The 24,983-nt window shown below is 68.9% G+C and carries 30 protein-coding genes and 1 pseudogene; 25 read left to right on the top strand and 6 right to left on the bottom strand.

The features are described from left to right. Nucleotides 1-20: 20 nt before the first annotated feature. The 7 genes from HNP47_RS10205 to HNP47_RS10175 all read left to right on the top strand — a co-directional run bounded on the left by HNP47_RS10205 (nucleotide 21) and on the right by HNP47_RS10175 (nucleotide 5,648). Nucleotides 21-551, top strand: coding sequence for a hypothetical protein (locus HNP47_RS10205; protein WP_184279461.1), 531 nt, complete (start codon nucleotides 21-23; stop codon nucleotides 549-551). Between the two features lie 93 nt (nucleotides 552-644). After that, on the top strand, nucleotides 645-1,643 hold the full coding sequence (locus HNP47_RS10200) for a D-cysteine desulfhydrase (protein ID WP_184279460.1): 999 nt from the start codon (nucleotides 645-647) through the stop codon (nucleotides 1,641-1,643). A gap of 14 nt (nucleotides 1,644-1,657) precedes the next feature. Further along, a complete protein-coding gene (locus HNP47_RS10195; RefSeq protein ID WP_184279459.1) occupies nucleotides 1,658-1,918 on the top strand; it encodes a DUF3253 domain-containing protein in 261 nt (86 codons plus the stop codon). A gap of 2 nt (nucleotides 1,919-1,920) precedes the next feature. Then, nucleotides 1,921-3,117, top strand: coding sequence for a chromate efflux transporter (gene chrA / locus HNP47_RS10190; protein WP_311770068.1), 1,197 nt, complete (start codon nucleotides 1,921-1,923; stop codon nucleotides 3,115-3,117). Further along, nucleotides 3,114-3,788: an aspartate/glutamate racemase family protein gene (locus HNP47_RS10185; RefSeq protein ID WP_184279457.1), complete on the top strand. Its 675-nt coding sequence runs from the start codon at nucleotides 3,114-3,116 to the stop codon at nucleotides 3,786-3,788. Before chrA ends, HNP47_RS10185 begins: the two co-directional genes overlap by 4 nt. Nucleotides 3,789-3,837: 49 nt before the next feature. Further along, nucleotides 3,838-4,806, top strand: coding sequence for a nucleoside hydrolase (locus tag HNP47_RS10180; RefSeq protein WP_184279456.1), 969 nt, complete (start codon nucleotides 3,838-3,840; stop codon nucleotides 4,804-4,806). Further along, entirely contained in the window at nucleotides 4,803-5,648 is an 846-nt protein-coding gene (locus HNP47_RS10175; RefSeq protein ID WP_184279455.1) for a ribokinase, read from the top strand. Before HNP47_RS10180 ends, HNP47_RS10175 begins: the two co-directional genes overlap by 4 nt. 28 nt (nucleotides 5,649-5,676) lie before the next feature. Here the strand turns inward: HNP47_RS10175 and HNP47_RS10170 are convergent, their stop codons facing one another. Further along, nucleotides 5,677-6,459, bottom strand: a complete 783-nt coding sequence (locus HNP47_RS10170; protein WP_221415068.1) for a hypothetical protein — start codon at nucleotides 6,457-6,459, stop codon at nucleotides 5,677-5,679. A gap of 202 nt (nucleotides 6,460-6,661) precedes the next feature. Here HNP47_RS10170 and HNP47_RS10165 point away from each other — a divergent pair, with 202 nt between their 5' ends. Beyond that, complete coding sequence (locus HNP47_RS10165; RefSeq protein WP_184279454.1) at nucleotides 6,662-9,142, top strand: prolyl oligopeptidase family serine peptidase; 2,481 nt, start codon at nucleotides 6,662-6,664, stop codon at nucleotides 9,140-9,142. A 15-nt stretch (nucleotides 9,143-9,157) separates the two neighbouring features. Here the strand turns inward: HNP47_RS10165 and HNP47_RS10160 are convergent, their stop codons facing one another. After that, complete coding sequence (locus HNP47_RS10160) at nucleotides 9,158-10,288, bottom strand: zinc-dependent alcohol dehydrogenase family protein (RefSeq protein WP_184279453.1); 1,131 nt, start codon at nucleotides 10,286-10,288, stop codon at nucleotides 9,158-9,160. Between the two features lie 133 nt (nucleotides 10,289-10,421). Here HNP47_RS10160 and HNP47_RS10155 point away from each other — a divergent pair, with 133 nt between their 5' ends. Both HNP47_RS10155 and HNP47_RS10150 read left to right on the top strand, forming a co-directional pair. Further along, nucleotides 10,422-10,856 carry a thioesterase family protein gene (locus HNP47_RS10155; protein ID WP_017506452.1) on the top strand — a complete coding sequence of 145 codons (435 nt, stop codon included), beginning with the start codon at nucleotides 10,422-10,424 and terminating at the stop codon, nucleotides 10,854-10,856. Nucleotides 10,857-10,959: 103 nt separating this feature from the next. After that, a complete protein-coding gene (locus tag HNP47_RS10150) occupies nucleotides 10,960-11,433 on the top strand; it encodes a MarR family transcriptional regulator (protein WP_184279452.1) in 474 nt (157 codons plus the stop codon). A 22-nt stretch (nucleotides 11,434-11,455) separates the two neighbouring features. Here the strand turns inward: HNP47_RS10150 and HNP47_RS10145 are convergent, their stop codons facing one another. Further along, nucleotides 11,456-12,364, bottom strand: a complete 909-nt coding sequence (locus tag HNP47_RS10145; protein WP_184279451.1) for a retropepsin-like aspartic protease — start codon at nucleotides 12,362-12,364, stop codon at nucleotides 11,456-11,458. A gap of 57 nt (nucleotides 12,365-12,421) precedes the next feature. Between HNP47_RS10145 and HNP47_RS10140 the strand changes: the two genes are divergently transcribed. After that, complete coding sequence (locus tag HNP47_RS10140) at nucleotides 12,422-12,940, top strand: PadR family transcriptional regulator (RefSeq protein WP_184279450.1); 519 nt, start codon at nucleotides 12,422-12,424, stop codon at nucleotides 12,938-12,940. A 15-nt stretch (nucleotides 12,941-12,955) separates the two neighbouring features. On the opposite strand, the gene arsC is transcribed toward HNP47_RS10140, so the two are convergent. Further along, complete coding sequence (arsC, locus tag HNP47_RS10135; protein ID WP_184279449.1) at nucleotides 12,956-13,360, bottom strand: arsenate reductase (glutaredoxin); 405 nt, start codon at nucleotides 13,358-13,360, stop codon at nucleotides 12,956-12,958. A gap of 5 nt (nucleotides 13,361-13,365) precedes the next feature. After that, nucleotides 13,366-13,701: a helix-turn-helix transcriptional regulator gene (locus tag HNP47_RS10130; protein WP_017506449.1), complete on the bottom strand. Its 336-nt coding sequence runs from the start codon at nucleotides 13,699-13,701 to the stop codon at nucleotides 13,366-13,368. An 80-nt stretch (nucleotides 13,702-13,781) separates the two neighbouring features. Between HNP47_RS10130 and HNP47_RS10125 the strand changes: the two genes are divergently transcribed. Beyond that, entirely contained in the window at nucleotides 13,782-15,065 is a 1,284-nt protein-coding gene (locus HNP47_RS10125; protein WP_184279448.1) for an arsenic transporter, read from the top strand. A gap of 4 nt (nucleotides 15,066-15,069) precedes the next feature. Here the strand turns inward: HNP47_RS10125 and HNP47_RS10120 are convergent, their stop codons facing one another. After that, nucleotides 15,070-15,270, bottom strand: a complete 201-nt coding sequence (locus HNP47_RS10120; RefSeq protein ID WP_055753936.1) for a hypothetical protein — start codon at nucleotides 15,268-15,270, stop codon at nucleotides 15,070-15,072. 148 nt (nucleotides 15,271-15,418) lie between these two features. On the opposite strand from HNP47_RS10120, the gene HNP47_RS10115 reads away from it, so the two are divergent. The 13 genes and pseudogenes from HNP47_RS10115 (at nucleotide 15,419) to HNP47_RS10055 (ending at nucleotide 24,981) form a co-directional block, all read left to right on the top strand. After that, complete coding sequence (locus tag HNP47_RS10115) at nucleotides 15,419-16,192, top strand: YebC/PmpR family DNA-binding transcriptional regulator (protein ID WP_055753937.1); 774 nt, start codon at nucleotides 15,419-15,421, stop codon at nucleotides 16,190-16,192. Nucleotides 16,193-16,276: 84 nt separating this feature from the next. Continuing rightward, the gene (locus tag HNP47_RS10110; RefSeq protein WP_184279447.1) at nucleotides 16,277-16,795 is read left to right on the top strand and encodes a hemerythrin domain-containing protein; all 519 of its coding nucleotides are present in this window, start codon (nucleotides 16,277-16,279) and stop codon (nucleotides 16,793-16,795) included. A gap of 76 nt (nucleotides 16,796-16,871) precedes the next feature. Continuing rightward, nucleotides 16,872-17,567, top strand: a complete 696-nt coding sequence (locus HNP47_RS10105) for an MgtC/SapB family protein (protein ID WP_165118331.1) — start codon at nucleotides 16,872-16,874, stop codon at nucleotides 17,565-17,567. 46 nt (nucleotides 17,568-17,613) lie between these two features. Then, nucleotides 17,614-18,105: pseudogene (gene ruvC, locus HNP47_RS10100) on the top strand (crossover junction endodeoxyribonuclease RuvC); the annotation flags it as partial. 143 nt (nucleotides 18,106-18,248) lie between these two features. Next, nucleotides 18,249-18,866, top strand: coding sequence for a Holliday junction branch migration protein RuvA (ruvA, locus tag HNP47_RS10095; RefSeq protein ID WP_055753941.1), 618 nt, complete (start codon nucleotides 18,249-18,251; stop codon nucleotides 18,864-18,866). Between the two features lie 13 nt (nucleotides 18,867-18,879). After that, the gene (gene ruvB / locus HNP47_RS10090) at nucleotides 18,880-19,911 is read left to right on the top strand and encodes a Holliday junction branch migration DNA helicase RuvB (protein WP_153923380.1); all 1,032 of its coding nucleotides are present in this window, start codon (nucleotides 18,880-18,882) and stop codon (nucleotides 19,909-19,911) included. 57 nt (nucleotides 19,912-19,968) lie between these two features. Then, entirely contained in the window at nucleotides 19,969-21,435 is a 1,467-nt protein-coding gene (locus HNP47_RS10085) for an alpha/beta hydrolase (protein WP_184279446.1), read from the top strand. Between the two features lie 5 nt (nucleotides 21,436-21,440). After that, nucleotides 21,441-21,815 carry a hypothetical protein gene (locus tag HNP47_RS10080; RefSeq protein WP_184279445.1) on the top strand — a complete coding sequence of 125 codons (375 nt, stop codon included), beginning with the start codon at nucleotides 21,441-21,443 and terminating at the stop codon, nucleotides 21,813-21,815. Nucleotides 21,816-21,824: 9 nt separating this feature from the next. Then, nucleotides 21,825-22,286 carry a tol-pal system-associated acyl-CoA thioesterase gene (gene ybgC, locus HNP47_RS10075; RefSeq protein WP_184279444.1) on the top strand — a complete coding sequence of 154 codons (462 nt, stop codon included), beginning with the start codon at nucleotides 21,825-21,827 and terminating at the stop codon, nucleotides 22,284-22,286. Nucleotides 22,287-22,313: 27 nt separating this feature from the next. Continuing rightward, entirely contained in the window at nucleotides 22,314-22,748 is a 435-nt protein-coding gene (locus HNP47_RS10070) for a hypothetical protein (protein WP_184279443.1), read from the top strand. Nucleotides 22,749-22,888: 140 nt separating this feature from the next. Then, nucleotides 22,889-23,641 (top strand): protein TolQ, encoded by a 753-nt coding sequence (tolQ, locus tag HNP47_RS10065; protein WP_184279442.1) that lies wholly within the window; start codon nucleotides 22,889-22,891, stop codon nucleotides 23,639-23,641. Between the two features lie 3 nt (nucleotides 23,642-23,644). Further along, a complete protein-coding gene (locus HNP47_RS10060; protein WP_066554427.1) occupies nucleotides 23,645-24,097 on the top strand; it encodes an ExbD/TolR family protein in 453 nt (150 codons plus the stop codon). Between the two features lie 5 nt (nucleotides 24,098-24,102). Next, complete coding sequence (locus tag HNP47_RS10055; protein ID WP_184279441.1) at nucleotides 24,103-24,981, top strand: cell envelope integrity protein TolA; 879 nt, start codon at nucleotides 24,103-24,105, stop codon at nucleotides 24,979-24,981. The last annotated feature ends 2 nt before the right edge of the window (nucleotides 24,982-24,983 follow it).

Raw genomic sequence — 24,983 nt, 5'->3', positions numbered from 1 at the left:
TCATCGAGGGAGAGGGAACGATGAAACAGATCAAGACGACCGCCATTTTGGCGGTCATGGCGTGCGCGGGATTGACGGCCTGCGCCTCGGTGGATGTCGGCGGCGCGCCGATGGCCCTGTCGCCCGCCATGGCCGAGCAGGCGCGGATCGGCAGCGTCACGACCACGACCGGCTGGCTGGACGCCGAGGACGACTTCGCCGACACCTTCAACGAAGAGGTGTTGAACGAAATGGGGCTGTGCGCCGGCGGCCGGCATCGGCTGAACCTGAACATCCATGTAGAGGCGCTGAGCCGGGCGCCGCGCCTGGCCATTCTGGCCGGCGATCGCGCCGAACACCGGATGCGGGCGACCGCCGAATTGCGCGATCCGGCGCAGGGCGGTCAGGTGGTCGGGCGTTATCCGCTGGTCGTGACGGTCGATGCGGGGGCCGGGGTGCTGGACGCCCTGATGGACCGGCAGGCGGTCACGTCCCACGCCTTCGCCCAGGCCCTGTGCGACGCCGCCTTCGTCGCGCCGACGCGTGTGGCCGAGGCCGGCGCGCCGGGCTGAGGTCGAGGGCGAACGAAGGGCGAGCGGCCTGGGTCCGGCGCTTTTGAATGTCACGGGCGCGGGCTATCAAGACGGCGAACAGGAAACCGTCCCATGCATCTCGCCCGTTTCGCCCGCATCCGCCTGGCCCATCTGCCGACGCCGCTGGAGCCGCTGCCCCGCCTGTCGGAGGAGTTGGGTCTGGATCTGTGGATCAAGCGCGACGACTGCACCGGCCTGGCCGGCGGCGGCAACAAGACCCGCAAGCTAGAGTTCCTGCTGGGCGCGGCGTTCGAAGAGGACGCCGACACCCTGGTGACGCAAGGAGCGGTGCAATCAAACCATGTGCGCCAGACGGCGGCGGCGGCCGCCGCGCACGGCCTGGCCTGCGAGATCATTCTGGAAGAGCGGACGGGGTCCAGGGCGACGGACTATGTCGGCAACGGCAATGTGCTGCTGGACCGGCTGTTCGGCGCGACCCTGCGCACCGTGCCGGGCGGGACGGACATGGTCGCCGAGCTGGAGAAGACGGCGGCCGAGGTGCGGGCGCGGGGCGGCAAGCCCTATGTCATTCCGGGCGGCGGATCGAACCCTATGGGGGCTTTGGGCTATGTCGATTGCGCGCGCGAGATCGTGGTCCAGGCCGATGAGATGGATCTGGAGGTCCACCGCATCGTGACGGCGACGGGCAGCGCGGGCACCCATGCGGGCCTGGTCGCCGGGTTGGCGGTCATGGGGGCGGATATTCCCGTGCTGGGCATCGGGGTGCGGGCGCCCAAGGACCGGCAGGAGGCGAACGTCTTCAAACTGGCCGAAGAGACGGCCGCCCTGCTGGGCCAGCCGGGCCGGGTGACGCGCGACATGGTCGTCGCCGACTGCGACTATGTCGGCGAGGGCTATGGCCTGATCGACCAGGGGGTGATCGACGCCCTGACCCTGGCCGCGCGTCTGGACGGAATCGTGTTGGACCCGGTCTATTCCGGCAAGGCGATGAAGGGGCTGATCGCCCTGGCGCGGGCGGGGCAGTTCAAGGGCGAGACGGTGGTGTTCCTGCACACCGGCGGGGCGCAGGGGCTGTTCGGCTATCAGACCGAGATCGAAGGGGCGCTGTAGGCGCGCCGGCCGTCATGGACCCGCGCGAGGCGACGCTGGCGCTGCTGGCCGCCAGGGCCGGGGACGCCACCGTCTGCCCCAGCGAGGTCGCGCGGGCGGTCGCGGGCGAAGACGGCGCGTGGCGCGAGGCGATGCCGCAGGTTCACGCCGCGGTGGACGCCTTGGTGGACGCGGGCGCGGTGCGACTGAGCTGGAAGGGGCGGCCGCTGGCGCTGCGCGCGGGGCCCTATCGGATCGCGCGGGCTCGAGGCGGTGAAGACGGGGGCGGCGGGTGACGGTGCGCGAGATCGAACCTGTCCCGCCGGCGCTGTCTTTGGCGGCGGTGTTTCTGCGGTTCCTGCGGTTCGGGCTGCTGGCGTTCGGCGGGCCGGTGGCGCAGATCGCGATGATCCGGCGCGAGCTGGTCGATCAGGATCGGTGGATGTCCAGCGCGCGGTTCAACCGGCTGCTGGCGGTATTGCAGGTCCTGCCGGGGCCGGAGGCGCACGAGCTGTGCGTGCATATGGGCATGCGGGCGCGGGGGCGGATCGGCGGTCTGCTGGCGGGCCTGGGGTTCATGCTGCCGGGGCTGATCCTGATGCTGGGGATCGGCTGGGCCTATGTGGCGCTGTCGCCGGTCGTGAGCCTGCTGGCCGGGGCGTTCCTGGGGGTTCAGGCGGCGGTGGTCGCGGTGATCGTGCGCGCCGTCTGCAAGATCGGCTCGCATATTCTGGAGGATCGCTGGCTGTGGGCCGTCGCCGTCGTCGGCTTTGCGGCGACCCTGGCCGGGGCGGCGTTCTGGATCGTGCTGGCGGCGGGCGGGGCGGTCTATGTGCTGGTTCGGGCCGGGCGGGTCGGCCTGGCGGGCGGGGTCGTGGCGCTGGCGGTTCTCGCAGCCTTTGCGGTGCACGGGCTGGGGGACGGCGGGCCGGTGTTTGGACAGACGGCGGGGCCGGCGGGCGACGTCGGCTGGGTCGCGATGTTCTGGATGGGGCTGAGGGCGGGGCTGCTGACGTTCGGCGGCGCCTATACCGCCATTCCCTATGTGCGAGCCGATACGGTGGGGCGCGGGCTGATCGACGATGGGGCGTTTCTGGACGGGATCGCCTTTGCGGGGGTGATCCCGGCGCCGCTGGTGATCTTTTGCACCTTCGTCGGCTTCGTGGTCGCTGGCTGGGGCGGGGCGCTGGCGATGACGGCGGGGGTGTTCGCGCCCGCCTTCGCCTTTTCGATGATCTTCTATGAGCGGCTGGAGGCGGTGGTCGAGGACCGGCGGCTGCATGACGTTCTGGCCGGGGTCGCCGCCGCCGTGGTTGGCATCATAGCGGCGACCAGCGTGGAGTTGGGCTGGTCGACCTTGCAGCGGGCGCCGTCGATGGCGGCGGTGGCGATCTTTGCGGTCGCCCTGGCGGTGGCGTGGGCCTGGAAGAGCCGCTACGCCGTGCCGGCAGTTCTGGCCGCCGCTGCGGTCGTGGGATGGGGCGTGATGCGATGAGCAAGATCCTGGGCGTGATCGGCGGCATGGGACCGGCGGCGACGGTGGCGTTTCTGGCGCGGGTGCAGGCGCTGACGCCGGCGGAAGGCGACGCCGATCACATCCGGGTGGTCATGGACCTGAACCCCCAGGTGCCCGATCGTAACACGCGGCCGGGCGAGGCCGAGGTGGTGCTGGGACAGATGACCGAGGGGCTGGCGGCGGCGGGGGCCGAGGTGATCGCCATGCCGTGCAACACCGCCCACGCCCAGGCGGGCGGGATCCGCGCGGCGTGCGAGGCGAGGGGCTTGGGCTTCATCGACATGATCGCGGCGACGGCGGATGCGGCGGCCTCTGGAGTTAAGCGGATCGGGGTGCTGGCGACGCCGGGGGGCGAGCGGCTTTACACGCAGGCGCTGGCGGCGCGCGGGGTCGAGACGGTGCTGCTGGAGGGCGCGGACCGCGAGGTCTTCATGGGCCTGGTCTACGGGGTCAAGCGCGGCGATGTCGGCGAGACGGCGCGGGCGTGGATGTTGCGGCTGGCTCAAGCTCTGGCGGATGCGGGCGCGCACGGGCTGATCGCGGGCTGCACCGAGGTGCCGCTGCTGCTGAGCGCCGAAGACGCCGCCTTGCCCCTGACCGATTCGGCCGAGGTGCTGGCCCGGGCATGCGTGGAGGCGTGTCGGGTGTGAGGCGCGGTTGCGGCTTGCTCCGCGCGGCCGGCCTGCCTAGTCATGGGCGGTGTCTATTCAGTCCCTGATCATCGATTGCGACCCCGGCGTGGACGACGCCGTGGCGCTGTTTCTGGCCTTCGCCGCGCCCGAGCTGGAGCTGCTGGCCATAACCACGGTCGGGGGCAATGTCCCCGGCGCCAAGACCCAGCGCAATGCGCGCATTATCCGCCAGATCGCCGGGCGTGAGGAGGTGCCGGTGTTCGGCGGGGCGGAGCGGCCGCTGAAACGTCCGCCGGCCGGGGCGGGCGAGTTTCACGGCGTCGAGGGTCTGGGCGATCTGGAGCCGTTCGAACCGACGGGGATCGTCGGCGACGGGCCGGCCGCCAACGCCATCGTCGATTTGGTGATGAGCCGGCCTGAAGGCTCGGTCGCCATCGCCGTCCTGGGGCCGATGACCAATCTGGCGCTGGCGATGCGGCGTGAGCGGCGGCTGGCCGCACGACTGGGGCCGGTGGCGGTCATGGGCGGGGCGCGGTCGGAAGGCGGCAATGTCACCGCGTCGGCCGAGTTCAACATCTGGGCCGATCCGGATGCGGCGGCGGTGGTGTTCGGATCGGGGTGTCAGGTCGTCGCCTTCGGCCTGGACGCGACCCATCAGGTGCGCGCGACCGAGGACCGGATCGCGGCGATAGAGGCCATCGACAGCGAGGCCGCGCGGGCGGCGGCGTCGACGCTGCGGTTCTCGCAGCGGGTGGAGCGCGAAATCGTGGGGTGGGATGCAGCCCCCTTGCATGACCCCTGTCCCATCGCCTGGCTGATCCAGCCAGAGCTGTTTGAAACCAAGCCGTGCCGGATCGAGGTGGAGACGGGCTCGGACCTGACGCGCGGGCATACGGCGGTGGAGTTCCGGATCGATCCGACGACGGCGCGGCATCGCTGGGCGATCGCGGTGGACGCGCAAGGGGTGTTCGACCTGATCGTCGCCAAGCTGAAGGCTCAGGCTCTGAAGGCTCAGGCGCTGGAGGCCGGCGCATGAGGATCACCGTCGTCGGCTCGATCAACCTGGATCTGGTGGCCACTGCGCCCCAACTGCCGGCGCCGGGCGAGACGGTGACCGGGGCGACCCTGGCGCGCCATCCCGGCGGCAAGGGCGCCAATCAGGCCCTGGCGGCCGAGAAGCTGGGGGCCGAGGTCAGCCTGATCGGGCGGGTCGGCAACGACGCCATGGCCGGCGAGGCCCTGGCCCTGATGGAGGACCTGGGCGTCGATCTGGCGGGGGTGGAGGTGGATGTGGCGGCCCCGACGGGGGTGGCTCTGATCGCCGTCGATCCGACCGGCGAGAACCAGATCGTGGTCGCGGCCGGCGCCAACCATATGGTCACCCCTGAACAGCTGCCGCAGCGGATCGAAGGCGCGCTGATCGTACAGCTGGAGCTGCCGATCGAGACGGTCGAGGCGGCGGTGGGCCGGGCGACGGGCTTCGTCTGCGCCAATCTGGCGCCCGCCGCGCCGGTGTCGGAACTGCTGCTGCGCCGCGCCGACCTGATCGTCGTCAACGAGACCGAGGCGGCCTTCTATGGCGACGGCCTGCACCGGGGCGGGGGACGGGTCGTCGTCACCAAGGGCGCCCGAGGCGCGGCCATGTATCAGCGCGGCGTCGAAATGGCCTGGGCGACCCCGCCGGCCGTAGAGGCGGTTGATGCGACAGGCGCAGGCGACGCCTTCGTCGCCGCCATCACCGTCGCCCTGCTGGAAGGCATGGACCCGGCCGAGGCGCTGCGCTTCGCCTGCGCCGCCGGAGCCTTCGCCGCGACCCGCCCGGGCGCGCAGCCCTCAGCGCCGGAGCGCGATCAGGTCGAGGCGCTGCTGGCGGGGTAGGGACGCGGTCTGCGCCTCATCGTCGTGCTCAGACCCCTGGCGGCGGACCGGGGGGCGTGGGGAAGGCGAGCGGCGCGACGGTCGCGCCGGGAGAACCGGCCGTGACGGTCTGGTAAAGCTGAAGACCGAGCGGCGACCAGGTGAGGGCCTCGATCGCCGCGATCATGGCGATCTGAACCCCCAGACCCCAGAACCAGGCGGGGTGGATCCGGCGGGTCTTCGCCAGATCGATGATCATGCCGATGACTGGAAACGCCAGGGTGACGAGCGTGGTCGCCTCCCAGGCCCAGGGGATCAGCAAGGGCATGGGCAAAAGCCGACCGACCGCCGGCCCCAGCAGGATCGCCATGGCGGAATAGTGCAGGCGGCGGTGCCAGTCCGTTGACCGACGAAGCCACACCGCCGCGACGGTGAGGCCGACGAAGGTCGCGAGCGACACGGGGTCGAAGACCAGAAACTGCAAGGGCCGGAAGAAGAAGGGCGCGTCGCCCCGACGCACCATGGCCTCGGTGACCAGCCAGCCCAGGATCAGCATGGGCGCCAGCCATGCAGCCGCCAGCCAGCCCAGCGGTCGGTGCCAACGCAGCCGGCCCGTGGCGATCAACAGGTTCTGAACCAGGAAGATGACGACCCAGCCCATGAAGACCACGGCGTGGGCGTGCACCAGCAGCGGAGCCTTAAAGCTGGAGCGGCCCATGGCTAGCTGAAGCGAAAAGCCCGCCACGACGACAAGCGCCATGACGACGGCCAGCCCCGGAAAGACGCGGTCCGGCGTACGGTCGGCCCCACCCATCCTGTTCGCAGTCGCCATGACACACCCCCCGATGTTTCCAGCGAAACTTAACGCCGAAGCCCAAAATCGGCAATCTGAAATATCAGCGGTATGTCGAGGATCAATTGGGCCAGGCGTGGGCGTCGCCGCGCCAATGTGACACTGTAACGCCAAAACGGGTTGGCGCCGGCGTGCGGGCGGGGGTAGGTCTGGGGTTCGGGATTTGTGGGGACTTCAGACGATGATGATGCGTGGACGTGGGGTTGGGCTGCTTCTGGCGGCGGTGTTGCTGAGCGGCGTTGCGGGTGGGGCGTTAGCCCAAAACGCGGGGGTCCAGAACGCGGCGCCGGCTGCAGGACCGATGGTCTATCAGCAGCCGCCGGCGCCGATCGCGGACATCCTGGACGCCAAGCCGACGCCGTCGTCGATGCTGAGCCCGGATCGGCGGACGCTGGTGCTGATGGATCGGTCGAACCTGCCCAGCATCAAGGCCCTGGCCGAGCCGATGCTGCGGCTGGCGGGGACGCGGATCAATCCGAGGAACAATGGCGCGGCCGAAAGCCGGGTGGCGTGGCTGACGGGTCTGAGCCTGCAGGCGGTGGATGGCGGGCAACCTCGCGTCGTGGCCCTGCCCGACGGCGCGCGGTTCACGGCGCCGCGGTTCTCGCCGGACGCCAAGTCGCTGGCCTTCGTGCTGGACCGGCCGACGGGGCTGGAGCTGTGGGTCGTGGATGTGGCCTCGGCGCGGGCGAGGAAGCTGACCGATCCGGTGGTCAATATGACGGGCGGAACGGGCTATGAATGGCTGCCCGACAGTTCGGGTCTGCTGGTCGAGGCGGTGCCGGCGGGACGCGGTCCGGCGCCGGACGTGACGGCGGCGCCCACGGGGCCGAACATCGAGGAGACGGCAGGGCGGGTCGCGCCGGTGCGGACCTATCAGGACCTGTTGTCGAACCCCGGCGACGAGGCCCTGTTCGACCATTATTTCACCAGTCAGCTGACGCTGGTTCCGCTGAAAGGCCGTGCACGGACGATCGGGGCGCCGGCGGTCTATCTGGACGCGTCGGTGTCGCCGGACGGCAAATACATCCTGCATGAGATCGCCAAGCGGCCCTATTCCTATGCGGTGCCGGACGACCTGTTCCCGACCGAGATCGTGGTGACGGATCTGAACGGTCGCGTGGTGCGCACGGTCGCCGACCTGCCGCTGAGGGACGATGTGCCGACCGCCTTCGACGCCGTGGCGCCGGGGCCGCGCTCGGTCGCGTGGCGGGCCGATGCGCCGGCGACCCTGACCTGGGTCGAGGCGCTGGACGGTGGGGACATCCGGCGCGAGGCCGAGTTCCGGGACCGGGTCTTCATGCAGGCCGCGCCGTTCACGGCCGAGCCCGTGAAGCTGATCGACCTGAAGGAACGGTACGGCGGCGTCGTCTGGGGCCGGGACGACCTGGCGATCGTCAACAGCCGCTGGTTCAACACCCGGCATGAGACGCGCTTCGTGGTGGATCCGTCCAATCCCGGCGAGGGCCGGGTATTGCTGGAGCGGAACTATCAGGCGCGCTACGACAATCCGGGCCAGCCGGTGACCCAGCCGAATGCTCAAGGACGGTCGGTGATCCGCTTCGATCCGCAGGGGCGCATCCTGATGTCGGGGGCGGGCGCGACGCCCCAGGGCGAGTTCCCCTTCCTGGCCGCGATGGACCCGGCGACGGGACGCAGCGAACGGCTGTGGACCTCGGCCAACACGGATTACGAGGCGGTGGTCGGCTTCCTGGATGCGGACGGCAAGCGGGTGGTGACGCAGCGCGAGACGCGGCTGGATCCGCCCAACCTGCAGATCCGCGATCTGACGACGGGCCAGACCACGCGGCTGACCAACTTCCCCGATCCGGCGCCGCAGCTGGCCGAGGCGACGCGGCAACTGGTGACCTATGAGCGGGCCGACGGGGTCAAGCTGTCGGGGACGCTGTATCTGCCGGCCGGTTATGACAAGCACCGCGACGGGCCGCTGCCGATGCTGATGTGGGCCTATCCGGCCGAGTTCACCGATGCGGCGGTGGCGGGCCAGACGGTGGACGTGCAGAACCGGTTCGTACGGCCCGGCGGGTCCAGCCATCTGTTCCTGCTGACCCAGGGCTATGCGATCTTCGACAACCCCTCCATGCCCATCATCGGCAAGGATGGGGCCGAGCCGAACGACACCTATGTCGAGCAGCTGGTCGCCGACGCAAAGGCCGCGGTCGATGCGGTGGTCGGCATGGGCGTGGCGGACCGCGACCGGATCGCAGTCGGCGGCCACAGCTACGGCGCCTTCATGACCGCGAACCTGCTGGCGCACAGCGATCTGTTCCGCACCAGGATCGCGCGGTCGGGGGCTTATAATCGGACGCTGACGCCGTTCGGCTTCCAGTCCGAGCAGCGCAACTATTGGGAGGCGACCGAGGTCTATGCCGAGATGTCGCCCTTCACCTATGCGAACAAGCTGAACGAGCCGATCCTGCTGATCCACGGCGAGGCGGACGACAACTCGGGCACCTTCCCGGTGCAGTCCGAGCGCTTCTATGCGGCGCTGAAGGGGCTGGGGGCGACGGCGCGTTACGTCACCCTGCCGCTGGAGGCGCACGGATACCGCGCGCGGGAATCGGTCGGCCACACCCTGTGGGAGATGACCCGCTGGCTGGACCAGTATGTGAAGAACGCCCCGCCGAAGCCGGCGGAGTGAGTTCGGGGCTGGTGGTCAGGGCCTGACCACCAGCCGCACCACCTCGCCGGCGTGCAGACGGTCGAAGCCGGCGTTGATGTCGTCGAGCGGGATGACGCCGCTCATCAGCCGGTCCACCGGCAGGCGGCCCTGACGATACAGGGCGACATAGCGGGGGATGTCGCGGCTGGGGACGCAGGTGCCGATGTAGGAGCCCCTCAGGGTGCGCTCTTCACCGACCAGGGAGACGATGTTGACGGCCAGGGCCGCGTCGGGTGGGGGCAGGCCGGCGGTGACGGTGGTCCCGCCGCGCCGGGTCATCTTCCAGGCGGCGTCGAGGGCGCGGGCCGAGCCGGCCATTTCGAAGGCGAAGTCGGCGCCGCCGTTCGTCAGGGCGCGGACCTGATCCACCGCATCGGGGTCGGCGCCGTTGACAGTGTGGACGGGTCCAAGGGTGCGGGCGAGGGCCAGCTTGTCTTCGGACAGATCGACGGCGACGACCGGCGAGGCGCCGGAGGCCAGGGCGCCCAGGACGCTGGACAGGCCGACGCCGCCCAGGCCGATGACGACGACGCTCTGGCCCGCCTTGACGCCAGCGGTGTTCACCACGGCGCCGACGCCGGTCAGGACGGCGCAGCCGAACAGGGCCGCCTCTTCGAACGGCAGGTCTGGATCGATCTTGACCAAGGAGCGGCGCGAGACGACGGCGCGCTCGGCGAAGGCGGAGCAACCCAGGTGGTGGTTGACCGGCTCGCCCTCGCGGAAAATGCGGCGGGCGCCGGACAGAAGCTCACCCCGGCCGTTGGCGGCGGCGCCCGGCTCACACAGGGCGGGACGACCGCCGGCGCACGGGTTGCAGTGGCCGCAAGACGGCATGAAGACCATGACGACGTGATCGCCGATGGCGAGATCGGTGACGCCGTCCCCCAGCGCCTCGACCACGCCCGCCGCCTCGTGCCCCAGGGCCATGGGCAGAGGGCGGGGGCGGTCGCCGTTGATGACCGAAAGGTCCGAATGGCACAGGCCCGCCGCCTTGATCGCGACCAAGACCTCGCCGGGGCCGGGCGGGTCCAGCGTGACGGTCTGGACGGACAAGGGGCGGCTGTCGGCGTAGGGGCGGGCGGCGCCCATGTCAGACAGGACGGCGGCGCGGGTCGTGAGGGTCATCGGAACTCCCTTTGGCGCGCTGCGGCCAGCGCGTTCGTGATCAGGCGTGTACCGATAGGCGCTTGACCTAAGGTCGTCCAAGCTAGAGCGTCGAGATCGAGAGCGACGGTTCGCGTCGCCGAGGGAGACGACGATGCCGAAACGAGACGAGGGCGCGCTGGCGCAACGGGCGACCTACAAGGCCTTTCACATGGTCTCCACCCGCTGGGCCGACAACGACCAGTACGGCCATATCAACAACGCCAAATTCTACGAGTTCGTGGACTCGGCGGTGAACGCCCATCTGCTGATCGCCAATGCGCTGACGGAATCGATCGGCCTGGTGGTGGATTCGGGCTGTCGCTACACCTCGTCGCTGAAGTTTCCCGATGTGATCGAGGTCGGGATCAAGGTCGATGCGATCGGCACCTCCAGCGTCACCTATGGCTTTGCGGTCTTCAAGCGCAGCGTCGACGTTCCGGCCGCCATCGGCCATTTCGTCCACGTCTATGTGGACGCCGAAACCCGCCGGCCCAAGCCGCTGCCGGCGCGACTGAGAAGCGTGGTGGAGAATCTACGCGCGGGGTAGGTTTGTCCTCTTTTTCCCCGTTCGACGTGCAGTTTTGGTTCTGATGTCTTCCCACCCCGCCGATCTTGACGACGCCTTTTATTTGAACGCTTCAGAGGGGGATGTGGCGACGATCGGGGAGGATGCGCGAGCAGGCCTGGAACGGGTTGTCTCCATGCGCATCGCCTTTGTGGCCCGCGCGTGGATCACGCGAGCCAATGTGCTGTTTCGCGGTCGAGGCTATACGGCGGCCCAGCGGGCGCACCTGTATGTTCTGGCGTCCAAGCCCAAGGGGCTGACGCAGGCGGAGTTGGCGGCGATCCTGCGGATATCGGAGGCCTCGCTGTCACGCCGCATCAAGCTGTCGATCGAAGAGGGGCTGGTGTCGCGTCATCCGTTTTGCGGCGACGGACGCGCCAACCTGATCCAGCTGGAGCCCAAGGGGCTGGATGCGCTGAACGCCTCCGATCGCGTCGCGCGTGAGGATCGCACCCGACTGCTGGCGGGCGTCACCGACGAGGAGCTGGCGATCACCGCCAAGGTGCTGAAGCTGCTGACGGATCGTATCCCGCAGCCGCCTGAACGGTCCGACGCCTGACGGCATCGGACCGCCCTGAACGTCAGTCGCCCGCCAGGACCCAGGTGCGTTCGTTGGTGGGGTCGAAGACGAACCGGAACTTGCGCATCATGGGCAGGCCGATATTGGGGGTTCCGCCCTCGATGAAGCGCAGCTTGGGGCTGTCGACCACGACGCCGCCGACCTTGACCGGGCCGTCGGCCTGGGCCTCGTACACCGGCTGGGTTCCGGCGGCCGAGGTCGCGATGCCGATCTTGCGCGGCTCGCCCTTCAGCTTGATCTGGCTGACTAGAGACAGCGGCAACAAGAAGGCGCTGTCGTTGCCGGTGTCCAGGGTCGCCTCGACCGAGGCGCCCGGCAGGTCCAATGCTACGACCGGCAGCCGTTCGTCGTCGGAATAGGCGTGTCCGGGGCCTTCGGGACGCTGGGGCGCATCGGGCGCCATGATGCGCAGCTCGCCTTTCGCCAGGTTCATCTCGACCAGTTTCCCGGGGAAGCTGTTGGGACCGAAGATGCCGACTTCGTCCTCGTCCCTGAACTCGAAGACGGTGGCGGGGCCCTCGGTGATCGCATAGCCGCCCAGGGTCACGCCCTTCAGACTGGTCGTATAGCCGGGCACCATCAGGCCCGTGCTGCCGTCTCTGGATTGGGACGGTCCCACATTCGGCATGCCGATGTCGTCGGCGTAGGATTTGTAGATCAGATTGCCGTTGGTGCCGGTGTCGAAGACGACGGGCGCAGGATGGCCGCCGTTGATCCGCATCATCAGAAGCGCCCGGCCGTCCGAGACATAGAGCGGGATGCGGGCCACAGCGGCCGCCGGCGCCGGAGAGGTCGCCTGAGGGGTCGCTTGAGCGACGGGTGCGGCTTGCGCCGCAGCAAGGCCAGCCGATAGGCTGGCCCCGGCCAGGCAGGACGCCGCCATGGCGCGTTTGAACAGGGACCGGATCATGCATTCCTCCATGGACGTCGATAGTCCGATTAGGACTATCGAGTCGGATCGGGTCAAATGAACAATCGGCAAGGAAGCCTGACGGAGCTGGAAGGCGCCATCCTGTCGGAAATCCATCATCGCGGGGCCACGACCGCCTTCAAGGTGCGCAAGGCGTTCCAGGAGTCGATGTCTCTGGAATGGAGGGGCAGCGCGGGCACCGTCTATCCGGCCATTCGACGATTGACGGATCGTGGCGTGATCGACGCGGCTGAGACGGGTTCGGGCCGGGGCACGGTTCTTCTGTCCCTGACGCCGCAGGGAGTCGCGGTGATGGAAGACTGGATTTGCGACGCCGAGCGCGCCGCCAGCGTCGGTCTGGATCCCTTCCGCCTGCGCTCAGGCATGTGGGAGCGCCTGCCGCCTGTCCGAAAGGCTGAGGCCATGGCGGCCCTGAGGCGCACGGTGGAGGCGGAAATCGCCGCCTTGCGTCAGTATGTGGTGTCGCTGGACCCGATCGAGCGTCCCCGCATCGAACTGGCGATCAACCTGCAGCTCAGCCGTCTGGACTGGCTGGACGGGCAACGCGCGTCATAAACCTCGCGCCCGCCCCTAGGCGTCGAGAATGACCTGGCCGTCTTCCTTGACGAAGGGCTTGGCGAGAGGGTCGGGCAGCAGGTCCAGAACCGTCTCGGACGGGCGGCACAGTTTGACGCCCAGGGGCGAGACGACGATGGGGCGGTTCATCAGGATCGGGTGCGCCGCGATGGCGTCCAGCAGCTGGTCGTCCGACAGGTTTGTGTCGCCTAGGCCGAGGTCGGCGTAGGGCGTGCCCTTTTCGCGCAGGATATCGCGCACCGATCCACCCATCCGCCCGACCAATTGGGCCAACAGCGCGCGGCTGGGCGGGGTCTTCAGATACTCGATCACATGCGGTTCGATCCCGACGTGGCGGATCAGGGCAAGGGTGTTGCGCGACGTGCCGCAGGCGGGGTTGTGATAGATGACGACGTCCATTGGCCTCAGTCGCAGCAGGGGGCCAGTTCGGCCAGCAAGGGTTGGCAAAGTTCGGCGCGGCCCTGGCAGCAGTCCTTGAGCAGGAACAGCACGACCTCGCCCAGTCGATCCAGATCGGCCCGGTAGATGATCGACCGGCTGCGCCTCTGGGACGCGATCAGTCCGGCGCGCGACAGCACGCCCAGATGCGCCGACATCGTATTCGTCGGAACGGCGAGCCGGTCGGCGATCTCTCCAGCCGGCAGGCCGTCGGGCGCATGGCGGACCAGCAGCCGAAAGGCGTCCAGTCGCGTGGATTGCGCCAAGGCGGCGAGCGCGAGAATGGCCGGTTCGGATTCCATTATTCCAAGATACTGGAAATATGGTGTCGTGCAAGCTAGAGGGGCGCTGCGGTCGTCGGTCGGCCGGGATGGAGCCGCCCATGATCGTCGCCTTTCTGATCTTCGCGGTCACCATCACCCTGGTGATCTGGCAGCCGAAGGGCCTGCAGATCGGCTGGAGCGCGATGGGCGGCGCGGCGGCGGCGCTGTTGCTGGGCGTCGTCACCCTGGCCGACATCCCCGTGGTCTGGGACATCGTCTGGAACGCCACGGCGACCTTCGTCGCGATCATCATCATCAGCCTGCTGCTGGACGAGGCCGGCTTCTTCGAATGGGCGGCGCTGCATGTCGGACGATGGGGCGGCGGCCATGGGCGCAGGCTGTTCGTCCTGTTCGTCCTGCTGGGCGCGGCGGTTTCTGCGGTCTTCGCCAACGACGGGGCGGCGCTGATCCTGACGCCGATCGTCATCGCCATGCTGCTGGCGCTCGGCTATGGCCCTAAGGCGACGCTGGCCTTCGTGATGGCGGCGGGCTTCATCGCCGACGCCGCCAGTCTGCCGCTGGTGGTGTCCAACCTGGTCAATATCGTCTCGGCCGACTTCTTCGACATCGGCTTCGACCGCTATGCGGCGGTCATGGCGCCGGTGAACCTGGCGAGCATCGCTGCGACGCTGATGGTGCTGTTTGTCGTCTTCGGGCGCGATATTCCCAAGGCCTATGACGTCGAGCGCCTGGCCGCGCCGTCCAGCGCGATCAAGGACCGGGCGACCTTCCTTTGGGGCTGGATCATCCTGGCGTTTCTGCTGATCGGCTTCTTCGTGCTGGAGCCGCGAGGGGTGCCGGTGTCCGCCGTCGCCGCGACGGGGGCGGTCGTCCTGCTGGTCGTGGCGGGGCGCGGCGCGGTCATCAGCACGACGAAGGTGCTGCGCGAGGCGCCGTGGCAGGTCGTGATCTTCTCACTGGGGATGTATCTGGTCGTCTATGGGCTGGGCAACGCCGGGCTAACACGGCAGATCGCGGGCCTGCTGGACGGCTTCGCGCAGGGCGGGGTCTGGGGCGCGGCCTTCGGAACCGGGTTCCTGACCGCCTTCCTGTCGGCCATCGCCAACAATATGCCGACAGTCCTGATTGGCGCCCTGTCGATCGACGCCTCGGGCGCGACCGGCGCGGCGAGGGAGGCGATGATCTACGCCAATGTCATCGGCAGCGACCTGGGGCCGAAGATGACGCCCATCGGTTCATTGGCCACATTACTGTGGCTGCACGTCCTGGCGCGAAAGGGCGTGAAGATCGGGTGGAGCTACTATTTCAAGGTGGGCGTGGTGCTCACCCTGCCGGTCCTGGGCGTCGCCCTGGCGGCCCTGGCCTTACGCCTGAGCGTCTAGAGCCTTAGTCGTCCAGTCGGCCGATCAGGAACAGGGCGCCGACGGCGGTCAGGGCGCCCAGGGTGAAGGCGGTGACGATGGCGCCGGTGGCGACGGCGGTGGAGACGGTGACCGGGCGGGCTTCGTACCACTCGACAATGTCGGCCTCGTGCAGGTCTTCGTCCATATAGCCTTCGGCTTCATAGATGGTGTCGTCTGCGGTCATGGCTTTACGCTCCGTCTGTCTTGCCCGGATCAATACGCCCAAACGGTCGAGGTTCCACCCCTGTCGCCCCCGATCGGCGTATCGTGACAGGATGACGCTCTTCGTTTAGGACCGCCCGCTCAGGTTTAGAACGCTCAAAGACGATCCCATGGCCGGCCACTCGAAATTCAAGAACATCATGCACCGCAAGGGGCGCGCCGATGCGCAGCGCTCCAAGCTGTTCTCCAAACTGTCGCGCGACATCACCGTGGCGGCCAAGTCGGGCCTGCCGGATCCGGCGGCGAACCCGCGCCTGCGCCTGGCGGTCAACAACGCCAAGGCCGAAAGCCTGCCCAAGGACGTGATCCAGCGCGCCATCAATAAGGCCGCCGGCGGCGACGTCGATACGATGGAAGAGGTCCGCTACGAGGGCCGGGGACCGGGCGGCGTGGGCATCATCGTCGAGGCCCTGACCGACAACCGCAATCGGGCGGCGTCCAACATCGGCGCGGCCTTCAAGAAGAACGGCGGCGCCCTGAGCGAGATGAACTCGGTCGCCTTCATGTGGGACAAGGTGGGCAAGATCACCTACGCCGCCGAGGCCGGTTCGGAAGACGCCGTCATGGAGGCCGCCATCGAGGCCGGCGCCCAGGACGTCGAGAGCGATCTGGTCAAGCCCGACATCTACGAGGACGCGCCGGGCCACACGATCTGGACCGCCTTCGAGGACCTGAACGACGTCGCCGAGGCCATGTCCAAGGTGCTGGGCGATCCCAAGTCCACCGCCATCGTCTGGAAGCCGCAGTCCGAAGTGCCGGTGACCGGCGAGGCCGTCGGCACCCTGTTCAAGCTGCTGGACGCGCTGGACGCCGAGGACGACGTGTCGGCGGTCTATTCCAACGAGGACATCTCCGACGAGGACGCGGCCAAGTACGCGGGCTGATCCCGAAAGGCCGCGAGTCGTTCGCACGGAACCGGGTCGTGCGCCGGGCGTAACGAGGCTTCACCGTTACGCCTGGAGCCCCCTATGGACATCACCCAGCTGATCCTCGACGACCATGCCGAACAGCGTCGACTGTTTGCGATCATCGAACAGATCGACCCCAAGGACACAGATGCGCTGAGCGCCGTCTGGTCGCGCTTGTCGGCGTTCTTGGATGTGCACGCCGAGGCCGAGGAACGGTTCTTCTATCCCGAGCTGCTGAAGCAGGGCGAGGGCGCCAATGACGCCGAGGACGGCACGGTCGAGGGCGAGACCGAAGACGCCATTGAGGACCACAACAAGCTGCGCGACGCGGTCAAGGCGGTCGAAAAGCACAAGGTCGGCACCAAGGCCTGGTTCGACGCCGTGGGCGAAGCGAACGTCGTCAACTCCAAACACATGGGCGAGGAAGAGCGGCAGGGGCTGACCGACTTCCGCATGAACGCCGACGTCGAGACGCGCCATGAGCTGGCGGTCAAGTTCGCCGCCTTCGAGGCCGAGTACATCACCGGCGTCAAGCCGGTGAACAAGGACCCCGAGACCTATATCGAAAAGCACAGCTGAAGCGGTCGCTGCGACCACGATGTCGCAGCATCGTCCGTCCAAGGAACATCCGCGCTCAGCCGCTCGTTGAGCGCGGATGAATCTGGGTAGTCTGGAAGGCGCCGTCCTGCCGATCCTCGGCGCGGTGATCGCGGGCGGGGTCATCGGCTTCGAGCGCGAATGGCGGGGTCGGGCGGCGGGCCTTAGGACACATATCCTGGTCAGCCTGGCGTCGGCCCTGCTGATGCTGGCGGCCATGTCGCAGGCGGACTGGGCTTTCCGCGCCCTGCCGGACGAGAACATCGTCACCGATCCGACGCGGATGGCGCACGGCGTGCTGACGGGGATCGGGTTCCTGTGCGCAGGCGTGATCTTCCGCACCGGATTTTCGATCCACGGGCTGACCACGGCGGCGTCGCTGTGGATCACATCGGCGATCGGCATTCTGTTCGGGGCAGGCCTCTATGCGCTGGGGACGGCGGCGACGGTGGTCACGGCGCTGATCCTGATTGGGCTCAGGCTGATCAACGGGCGTTTGCCCGCGCGCACGGTGGTGGACGCCGAAGTGTGCTGGGAACGGCGCGAGGCGTCGCCGGAGCCGGCGATCGAGGCGGCGCTGAAAGCCATCGATGCGGACGCGCGACACGACCGGTTCGAGCTGATCGATGGACAGACCGTTCGACGGACCTGGCGATTGAAGGCTGCCGAGGAAAGCCAGCTGAAGCGGCTGGCGGAACAGCTGTGCGCCATACCAGGCGTGGTCGCCTACAGCCTGGACCCGCGCGACGACTGAAACCGTTCATTGCCCGATAACCCTCTTTGCGGCATGAGGGGAACGGATGGCGAACGAACCTGTCAGAATCATCGGCCTGGACCCCGGTCTGCGACGCACCGGCTGGGGGGTCGTCGTGTCGGATGGCGCGCGCATGAGGTGGGTGGCGCACGGGGTGGTGGCCCCGCCCGAGAGCGCGCCGTTCAGCGAGCGGCTGCTGCATCTGTTCGAGGCGCTGGGGACGATCTGCGCCGACCACGGTTGCGAGGAGGCGGCGGTGGAAGAGGTGTTCGTCAATGTGAACCCGTCCTCGACGCTGAAGCTGGGTCATGCGCGGGCGGCGGTGATGCTGGCGCCGGCCAAGGCGGGTCTGACGGTGGCGGAATATTCGCCGAACCTGATCAAGAAGGCGGTGGTGGGCGCGGGCCATGCGGACAAGAGCCAGATCGCCTTCATGGTCAAACGGCTGCTGCCGACCGCAGGCGACGTGAAGGCGGATGCGGCCGACGCCCTGGCCGTCGCGATCACCCATGCGCAACTCAGGAAGCATCGGATCCTCACCCGCATGGCGGGGGAGGGGGACCGCGAAGCGGTGGAGGGGGCGAACCCACGCACCGTGTCTGAGGTCGCCCCCTCCACCACGACGCAAGGACGTCGCGGTCCCCCTCCCCCGTACCGCTTCGCTTCACGGGGGAGGATCGCGTGATCGGGCGGTTGAGAGGCGTGCTGGCTGAGGTCGGCGAGGCGGAATGCCTGATCGACTGCGCCGGCGTGGGCTATGTCGTGTCGTGCGGGGCGCGGACGCTGGGGCGGCTGCCGGCGCCGGGCGACGAGGCGACGGTGCATGTCCATTCGCAGTGGAGCGAGGATGCGGGGCCGCGCCTGTATGGATTTCTGACGCGCGATGAGCGGCGGGCGTTCACGACCCTGCTGGCTATTCAGGGCGTGGGGCCCAAGGCGGCGCTGGCGGTGCTGGACGTCCTGCCGCCCGGCGAACTGGCGTCGGCGGTGGCGCGCGAGGACAAGGCGGCGGTGGCGCGGGCCAACGGCGTAGGGCCGAAGCTGGCGCTGCGGATCGTGACCGAGCTGAAGGGCAAGCCCTTGGGCGACGTCAGTTTTGCGCCTGTCGCACCCGGCATGCACGTGGAGATCGCGCCGCCGGTTCCGTCCATCACCGGCGAGGCCGTGTCCGCTCTGCTTGGGCTGGGCGTCGCCGAGGTCAATGCGCGCCGGGCCGTGGATCAGGCGTTGATCCGTCTGGGCGAAGAGGCGGAGCTGTCGGCGGTGATCCGCGCGGCGCTGCAGGAGTTGGGCCGATGAGAGCCGCATCGACATGACCCGCGTCATCTCCCCCGAGGCCGAGACCGGCGAATCCTTCGATCGCGCGCTGCGGCCGCAGACGTTGTCGGAGTTCGTCGGCCAGTCGCAGGCCAAGGGCAATCTGAAGGTCTTCATCGATGCGGCGCGCGGGCGGGCCGAGGCGCTGGACCATGTGCTGCTGTTCGGCCCGCCGGGACTGGGCAAGACGACGCTGGCGCAGATCGTGTCGCGCGAGCTGGGCGTGGGGTTCCGGGCGACCTCGGGGCCGATCCTGGCCAAGGCGGGCGATCTGGCGGCCATCCTGACCAACCTTGAGCCGCGCGACGTCCTGTTCATCGACGAGATCCACCGCTTGAGCCCTCAGGTCGAGGAGATCCTGTATCCGGCCATGGAGGATCATGTGCTGGACCTGATCATCGGCGAGGGGCCGTCGGCGCGCTCGGTGCGGATCGACCTGGCGCCGTTCACGCTGGTGGGGGCGACGACGCGGGCGGGCCTGCTGGCCACGCCGTTGCGCGACCGGTTCGGCATTCCGCTGCGACTGGAGTTCTACACCCCCGACGAACTGACGGCGGTGGTGCGCGGCACGGCGCGCAAAATGGGCGCGGCCATAGACGAGGCCGGCGCGCGAGAGATCGCGTCGCGGGCGCGCGGCACGCCGCGCATCGCCGGGCGTCTGCTGCGCCGGGTGCGGGATTTCGCCTCGGCGGAAGGGGCCGAGACGATCTCGAAACTGGTGGCGGCGCGGGCGTTGGCGCGGCTGGAGGTGGACGAGGCCGGGCTGGACAGCCTGGACCGGCGGTTCCTGAAGGCGTTGATCGAGAACTATGGCGGCGGGCCGGTCGGGATGGACACCTTGGCGGCCGCCATCGCCGAGGCGCGCGATGCGGTCGAGGACGTGATCGAACCCTATCTGCTGCAACAGGGCTTCATCATGCGTACGCCGCGCGGCCGCATGGCCTGCGCCAAGGCCTATGCACATCTGGGCCTCAGCGCGCCGGCGCAACCCTCCGCCGGACCCGTGCCCGGCGACCTGTTCGAATAGGCGTTGCCAAGCGGGGCGGGCGGGGGTTTGCTGGGGGCGAACCGGAGCCGTCGTCCCATGATCCTGCGCACCCTGGCCGTGATGGCGTTTGCGGCCGGCCTGACCAGTCTGGCGCCGCCTGCGCGAGCAGAGGCCCCCGTCTTCACCGACAAGGCCTGTCCCAGTGATTGGCCGACGGGCCTGCGCGAGGTGCGGTGCGGGACCCTGACCGTGGACGAGGCGCGCGACGGCTCGGTCAGCGACCGGCGCATCGATATCGCGGTGGTTATCTTCAAGGCCAGCGCGCCCTACAAGAACGCCGCAGGCCAGGCGCTGCCGCCGATAGTGATGTTCCACGGCGGACCGGGCGGGGCTCTGACGCCGGGGGCGGGGCGGATGCTGGCGGCGCTTCGTCGCAATCCGGAGGCCTTTGCGGTGGATCAGGACGTGATCCTGTTCGACCAGCGGGGCGGCGGGGCGAGCAACCCGTCGATGGACTGTCCGGGCGTCGAACTGACCGATGCGGGGCCGCCGTCCGACAAGGATCGCGACGGGCTGATCGCCTGTCTGAAGGGCTATCAGGCGCAAGGGATCGACCTGAACCAGTACAACGCCGCCGCCATCGCCGACGATGTGAAGGACATGGCCCAGGCCCTGGGTCTGGCCAAGATCGACCTGTGGGGCGGATCGTACGGGCCGCGCATCGAGGCGGCGGTGATCACCCACCAGCCCCAGATCGTGCGCGCCGCCGTGATGGACAGCCCCTGGCCGCCCGAGGGCAACTGGGCCGTCGGCACGCCCGAACAGGTTTCGGCGGCGGTGAAAATCATCCTGGCCAAATGCGCGGCCCAGGCGGCCTGCGCGGCGCAGCATCCGGACCTTCAGGCGCGGTTTGAGGCCGAGGCGCGCAAATGGCTGGCCGGTCCAGTGACGGGCAAGGACGGGCGCACCTTTAACGTCGACGACCTGTCGGCCTTCTTGATGGACACGACCTATAGCGCGACGGGCGTGCGCAGCCTGCCGGTTGATCTGGACAAGATCATCGCCGGCGACCTAACGCCGGTCGCGGAGATCGCCGAGGACCGCACCTACTATTTCGAGGGGCAGCACATGGCCCATCTGTGCAAGGAGGAACTGCCGTTCGAGTCCAAGGCGCGGCTGGCGGCGGGGGCGTCGGGCGATCCGGTGGCTGAAGTGCTGGTCCCGTCGCTGTCGCGGCTGTTTGACGTCTGCGCGGCAGTGGGTGAACGGCCGGCGCTGCCGATCGAGAATCTGCCGGTCCAGACCGACATCCCGACCCTGTTCGTCGCCGCCGAGATCGATCCCGGGTGCCCGCCGCCGCTGACCGAGGCGGCCGCCAAGGGCTATGCGAACAGCCAGGTGGTGATCGTGACCAACGCGACCCACGGCGTCATCAACGCCAGCCCCTGCACGCGCAAGATGGCGCGCGATTTCCTGCGTGATCCGTCCAAGCCGGTGGATCGGACCTGCCTGCCCGCCTCCGACACGCCGCTGGACTTCACCCTGGATGCGCCCGCCGCATGAGGGTGATGCGCCATGGAAGCCTGCTTCAGCAGCGTGTGATGATCGCGGCGGCGCTGGTTCTGGCCCTGTGCGCGGTCGGCGTCTGGATGCTGATGCAGCCGGCGCACACCCCGTCGCCCGAGCCGGCCGATGCGCGGGTGATGCGCCAGATCCGCACCCAGGCGGGGCGCGGCGCCGAACTGCGCTACGCCGAGAACGGGCAAAGGCGATCGGTATGCGGCTATGTCGGGCGCGCCGCCGGCGGGCCGGCGGTGGGCTTCGTTTCCATCCCCAATCGCATCCTGTTCAGCGACGATCCCCTGCCGACCGAGTTCCGCGAAATGCGCCAAAGCTACTGCCCCGGATTTTTGGAGAGGCCGGGATCGCAGGTGGTGCGCTAAAGTCCGTCCATGAACATCGACCAACCCACCGCCGGCCGTTTCGAGGGGCGCGATCACCTGTTGCCGGTGCGCGTCTATTATGAAGACACCGATTTCACCGGCCTGGTCTATCACGCCAACTATGTGCGCTATTTCGAGCGGGGACGGTCCGATTTCCTGCGCGCCATCGGGGTGGGGCACGCCGATCTGCTGGAGGAGGCCGAGCCGCTGGCCTTCGTGGTCTCCGAGTTAAATATCAGATATCTGAAACCGGCGCGGATCGACGACGCCCTGGTGGTGCGCACCGTCTATGAGCAGGTGAAGGGCGTGCGGCTGATCATCCGCCAGAGCGTGGAGCGGGCCGGCGAGGTGTTGTGCCGGGCCGAGGTGACGGCGGTGTGCATTCATCTGGACGGGCGGCCGCGACGGCCGTCGAAGGGTCTGGTCGAGAAGGTCACGCCGTGGCTGGCGGCCAGTGGAACGGCCGACTAGGATCGCGCCAACGAGGGGGAAAACGTCATGCCCGCAGAAACCTACAAGATGTCCGCCAGCGCGGTGATCGTCACGATCCTGCTGTTCGTGCTGCTGGTCGGCGGCGGGCTGGTGGGCTGTCCCTATTACAAGGTCTGGGAACGCAAGATGGCGGGCCAGGCCGAGCTGCAATACCAGCAGGGCGCGCGCCAGGCCCTGATCGCGCAAGCCGCCGCCGAGGACGAGGCGGCGATCAAGCGGGCCGAGGCGGCGACGCGCCGGGTCCTGGGTTGGACCGATGCGGCCAAGCGCGGCTGCGCCGAACTGGGCCGGGCGGGCGATCGCCAGTGCGAGGAGCAGCTGCTGAAGGACGCCGCCACCTATTCCATCGCCAAGGAAGGCCACGAGGGCGTCATCATCAGCGTCGGCGCCCCGGTCTCTGTCGCGGTCGATCCGAACGCGCGGCGGACGGCGTCCGAGTAACCTTCCGTTAACCCTTATGACGCGCCTGTCAGATGACGGGCGGACGGGTCGGGGCTAAACGGGCCGGACGCCACACAATGGTCACGTCCGCTCGGTCGAAGAGGGTACGTGACGATCTCGATTCCGCCCGGAGCGCCTGAATGACCACGCCTGTCGACGCCGCGATGATGAACCCGGTCGAGCTGTTCCTGACCGCCGACTGGGTGGTCAAGAGCGTGATGATCGGGCTGGCGGCGGCCTCGATCTGGTCGTGGACCATCATCATCGACAAGGCGGTGCGGTTCACGGCGCTGAACAAGCGCGCCGATGAGTTCGAAAAGTCGGTTCAGTCCGGCCGGTCGCTGGAAGAGGTGGCGTCTCAGGCCGGACCCGAGCCGGACCATGCCCTGCCACGCATGCTGGTGATCGCCCTGTCGGACTGGCGCGAGGCGCGTCAGCGCGGGGCGTTGAACGAGCACCAGGGCGACCTGCTGCTGGTGCGCATCGACAAGGCGATGAACAGCCTGATCTCGCGCGAGGGCCAGCGGATCGAGAACGGCCTGGGCGTGCTGTCGGTGGTGGCGACGGCCTCGCCCTTCATCGGCCTGTTCGGCACGGTGTGGGGCATCATGAATGCGTTCGGCAGGATCGCGGCGGCGGGCAACACCAATCTGACGACGGTGGCGCCGGCCATCGCCGAAGCCTTGTTCGCCACCGCCATCGGTCTGGCTGCGGCCATCCCGGCCTATATCGCCTACAACAAGTTCTCGATCGACGCGGGCAAGTTCACGGGGCGCCTGGAGGCGTTCGCCGACGACCTGCAGGCCGCCGTGGCGCGCCGACTGGGCAGCCCGTCGGCCCCGCCGCCTCCGCCCCCGCCGTCCAGCGACCTCAGCCTGAAGCGGGGCGTCTGAGCCATGGCCCTGGGCGGTGGTGCGAGCGGCGGCGGGCGTCGAGGGCGCAGAGGGCGTAAAGGGCCCCTGACCGAGATCAACGTCACGCCCCTGGTGGACGTGATGCTGGTGCTGCTGATCATCTTCATGATCTCGGCGCCGCTGCTGACGGTGGGCGTGCCCGTCGAGCTGCCCAAGACCGAGGCCAGCGCGGTCGAGATCAAGTCCGAACCCCTGTCGGTCAGCATCGACCAGCAGGGCGCGATCTTCGTCGGCGACAGCGAGACGGCGTTCGACGCCCTGTCCACGCGCCTGTTGACCGAGGCGGGCGGCGCCGACAAGGCGGCCGAGCGGCCGGTGTTCGTGCGGGCCGACGGCCGCGCGCCCTATCAGGCGGTGGCGCGGGTGATGGCGCGGTTGAGCGCCTCGGGCTTCACCAAGCTGAACCTGATCACCGACACGGCGCCGGAGGCCTGAAGCCGTTGCGTCGGCCGAGCCCCGCCATCCTCGGATCGCTCGCCCTGCACGCCGGGGTGGTCGCGCTCGCCTTCTTGATGGTGTCGCACAAGATGGACGAGGACGAGACGCCGCTGGTGGCCTCGGTGCCGGTAACCATCGTCTCGAAGGAGGTGATCCAGGCGGCGCCGGCGGATAATCCGCAGCCCGAACCCTCGCCAGACGACGCCGCGACCGCCCCGGTGCAGCAGCCCGATCCCGTGCTGCCGACGCCCGAGCCGACGCCGCCGCAACCCCAGCCGCGCCCCACCCCGACACCGCCGCGGCCCACGCCGCCGCGCCCGGCCCCGACGCCCACGCCGACGCCGAGGCCCACGCCGACGCCGACGCCGCCGCGTTCGACGCCTCGACCCCAGCCGCCGACGCCTGCGCCGCCGACCAAGGCTCAGCCGACCCCGCGCCCGGCGACGCCCGCACCCGCCCGCCCGGCGCCCCAGCGCACCGAGCCGAGCCTGGATCTGGACGCCTTGGCCGGCCCGACGCGCCCGACCAACAATCGCGGCCGACCGGCGACGGGGCAGCAGGGGGCGGGCACGGCGTCCCAGGCCACGGGGCCGCAGATCACGGCCATCTTCAATCAGGTCTATCCGAACTGGATTCTGCCCTGCGACATCCCCGGCGCGGATCAACTGCGCATCCAGGTCGAGTTGACCCTGTCGGCCGATGGACGGATCACGCGCGGACCCAGCCTGATCAACGCCCAGTCGTCGAACGTCTACCGCGCCGCCGCCGACGGCGCCCTGCGCGCCCTGCGCCAGACCGCGCCCTTCGACGTGCCGCAGGGTTTCCCCGGCGGGGTCTATCGCCCGACCTTCAACACCGAACGGGCGTGCCGCAATCGCTGACT

The sequence above is a fragment of the Brevundimonas vesicularis genome, assembly GCF_014204545.1.
Lineage (GTDB): Bacteria > Pseudomonadota > Alphaproteobacteria > Caulobacterales > Caulobacteraceae > Brevundimonas > Brevundimonas vesicularis_B.
This window is presented reverse-complemented; position numbering and strand designations above follow the sequence as displayed.

Coding starts and splice junctions, on each gene's coding strand:
- HNP47_RS10205 (WP_184279461.1), top strand. CDS start 21: ATGAAACAGATCAAGACGACCGCCATTTTGGCGGTCATGGCGTGCGCG.
- HNP47_RS10200 (WP_184279460.1), top strand. CDS start 645: ATGCATCTCGCCCGTTTCGCCCGCATCCGCCTGGCCCATCTGCCGACG.
- HNP47_RS10195 (WP_184279459.1), top strand. CDS start 1,658: ATGGACCCGCGCGAGGCGACGCTGGCGCTGCTGGCCGCCAGGGCCGGG.
- HNP47_RS10185 (WP_184279457.1), top strand. CDS start 3,114: ATGAGCAAGATCCTGGGCGTGATCGGCGGCATGGGACCGGCGGCGACG.
- HNP47_RS10175 (WP_184279455.1), top strand. CDS start 4,803: ATGAGGATCACCGTCGTCGGCTCGATCAACCTGGATCTGGTGGCCACT.
- HNP47_RS10170 (WP_221415068.1), bottom strand. CDS start 6,459: ATGGCGACTGCGAACAGGATGGGTGGGGCCGACCGTACGCCGGACCGC.
- HNP47_RS10165 (WP_184279454.1), top strand. CDS start 6,662: ATGATGATGCGTGGACGTGGGGTTGGGCTGCTTCTGGCGGCGGTGTTG.
- HNP47_RS10160 (WP_184279453.1), bottom strand. CDS start 10,288: ATGACCCTCACGACCCGCGCCGCCGTCCTGTCTGACATGGGCGCCGCC.
- HNP47_RS10155 (WP_017506452.1), top strand. CDS start 10,422: ATGCCGAAACGAGACGAGGGCGCGCTGGCGCAACGGGCGACCTACAAG.
- HNP47_RS10145 (WP_184279451.1), bottom strand. CDS start 12,364: ATGATCCGGTCCCTGTTCAAACGCGCCATGGCGGCGTCCTGCCTGGCC.
- HNP47_RS10140 (WP_184279450.1), top strand. CDS start 12,422: ATGAACAATCGGCAAGGAAGCCTGACGGAGCTGGAAGGCGCCATCCTG.
- arsC (WP_184279449.1), bottom strand. CDS start 13,360: ATGGACGTCGTCATCTATCACAACCCCGCCTGCGGCACGTCGCGCAAC.
- HNP47_RS10130 (WP_017506449.1), bottom strand. CDS start 13,701: ATGGAATCCGAACCGGCCATTCTCGCGCTCGCCGCCTTGGCGCAATCC.
- HNP47_RS10125 (WP_184279448.1), top strand. CDS start 13,782: ATGATCGTCGCCTTTCTGATCTTCGCGGTCACCATCACCCTGGTGATC.
- HNP47_RS10120 (WP_055753936.1), bottom strand. CDS start 15,270: ATGACCGCAGACGACACCATCTATGAAGCCGAAGGCTATATGGACGAA.
- HNP47_RS10115 (WP_055753937.1), top strand. CDS start 15,419: ATGGCCGGCCACTCGAAATTCAAGAACATCATGCACCGCAAGGGGCGC.
- HNP47_RS10110 (WP_184279447.1), top strand. CDS start 16,277: ATGGACATCACCCAGCTGATCCTCGACGACCATGCCGAACAGCGTCGA.
- HNP47_RS10105 (WP_165118331.1), top strand. CDS start 16,872: ATGAATCTGGGTAGTCTGGAAGGCGCCGTCCTGCCGATCCTCGGCGCG.
- ruvB (WP_153923380.1), top strand. CDS start 18,880: ATGACCCGCGTCATCTCCCCCGAGGCCGAGACCGGCGAATCCTTCGAT.
- HNP47_RS10085 (WP_184279446.1), top strand. CDS start 19,969: ATGATCCTGCGCACCCTGGCCGTGATGGCGTTTGCGGCCGGCCTGACC.
- HNP47_RS10080 (WP_184279445.1), top strand. CDS start 21,441: ATGCGCCATGGAAGCCTGCTTCAGCAGCGTGTGATGATCGCGGCGGCG.
- ybgC (WP_184279444.1), top strand. CDS start 21,825: ATGAACATCGACCAACCCACCGCCGGCCGTTTCGAGGGGCGCGATCAC.
- HNP47_RS10070 (WP_184279443.1), top strand. CDS start 22,314: ATGCCCGCAGAAACCTACAAGATGTCCGCCAGCGCGGTGATCGTCACG.
- tolQ (WP_184279442.1), top strand. CDS start 22,889: ATGACCACGCCTGTCGACGCCGCGATGATGAACCCGGTCGAGCTGTTC.
- HNP47_RS10060 (WP_066554427.1), top strand. CDS start 23,645: ATGGCCCTGGGCGGTGGTGCGAGCGGCGGCGGGCGTCGAGGGCGCAGA.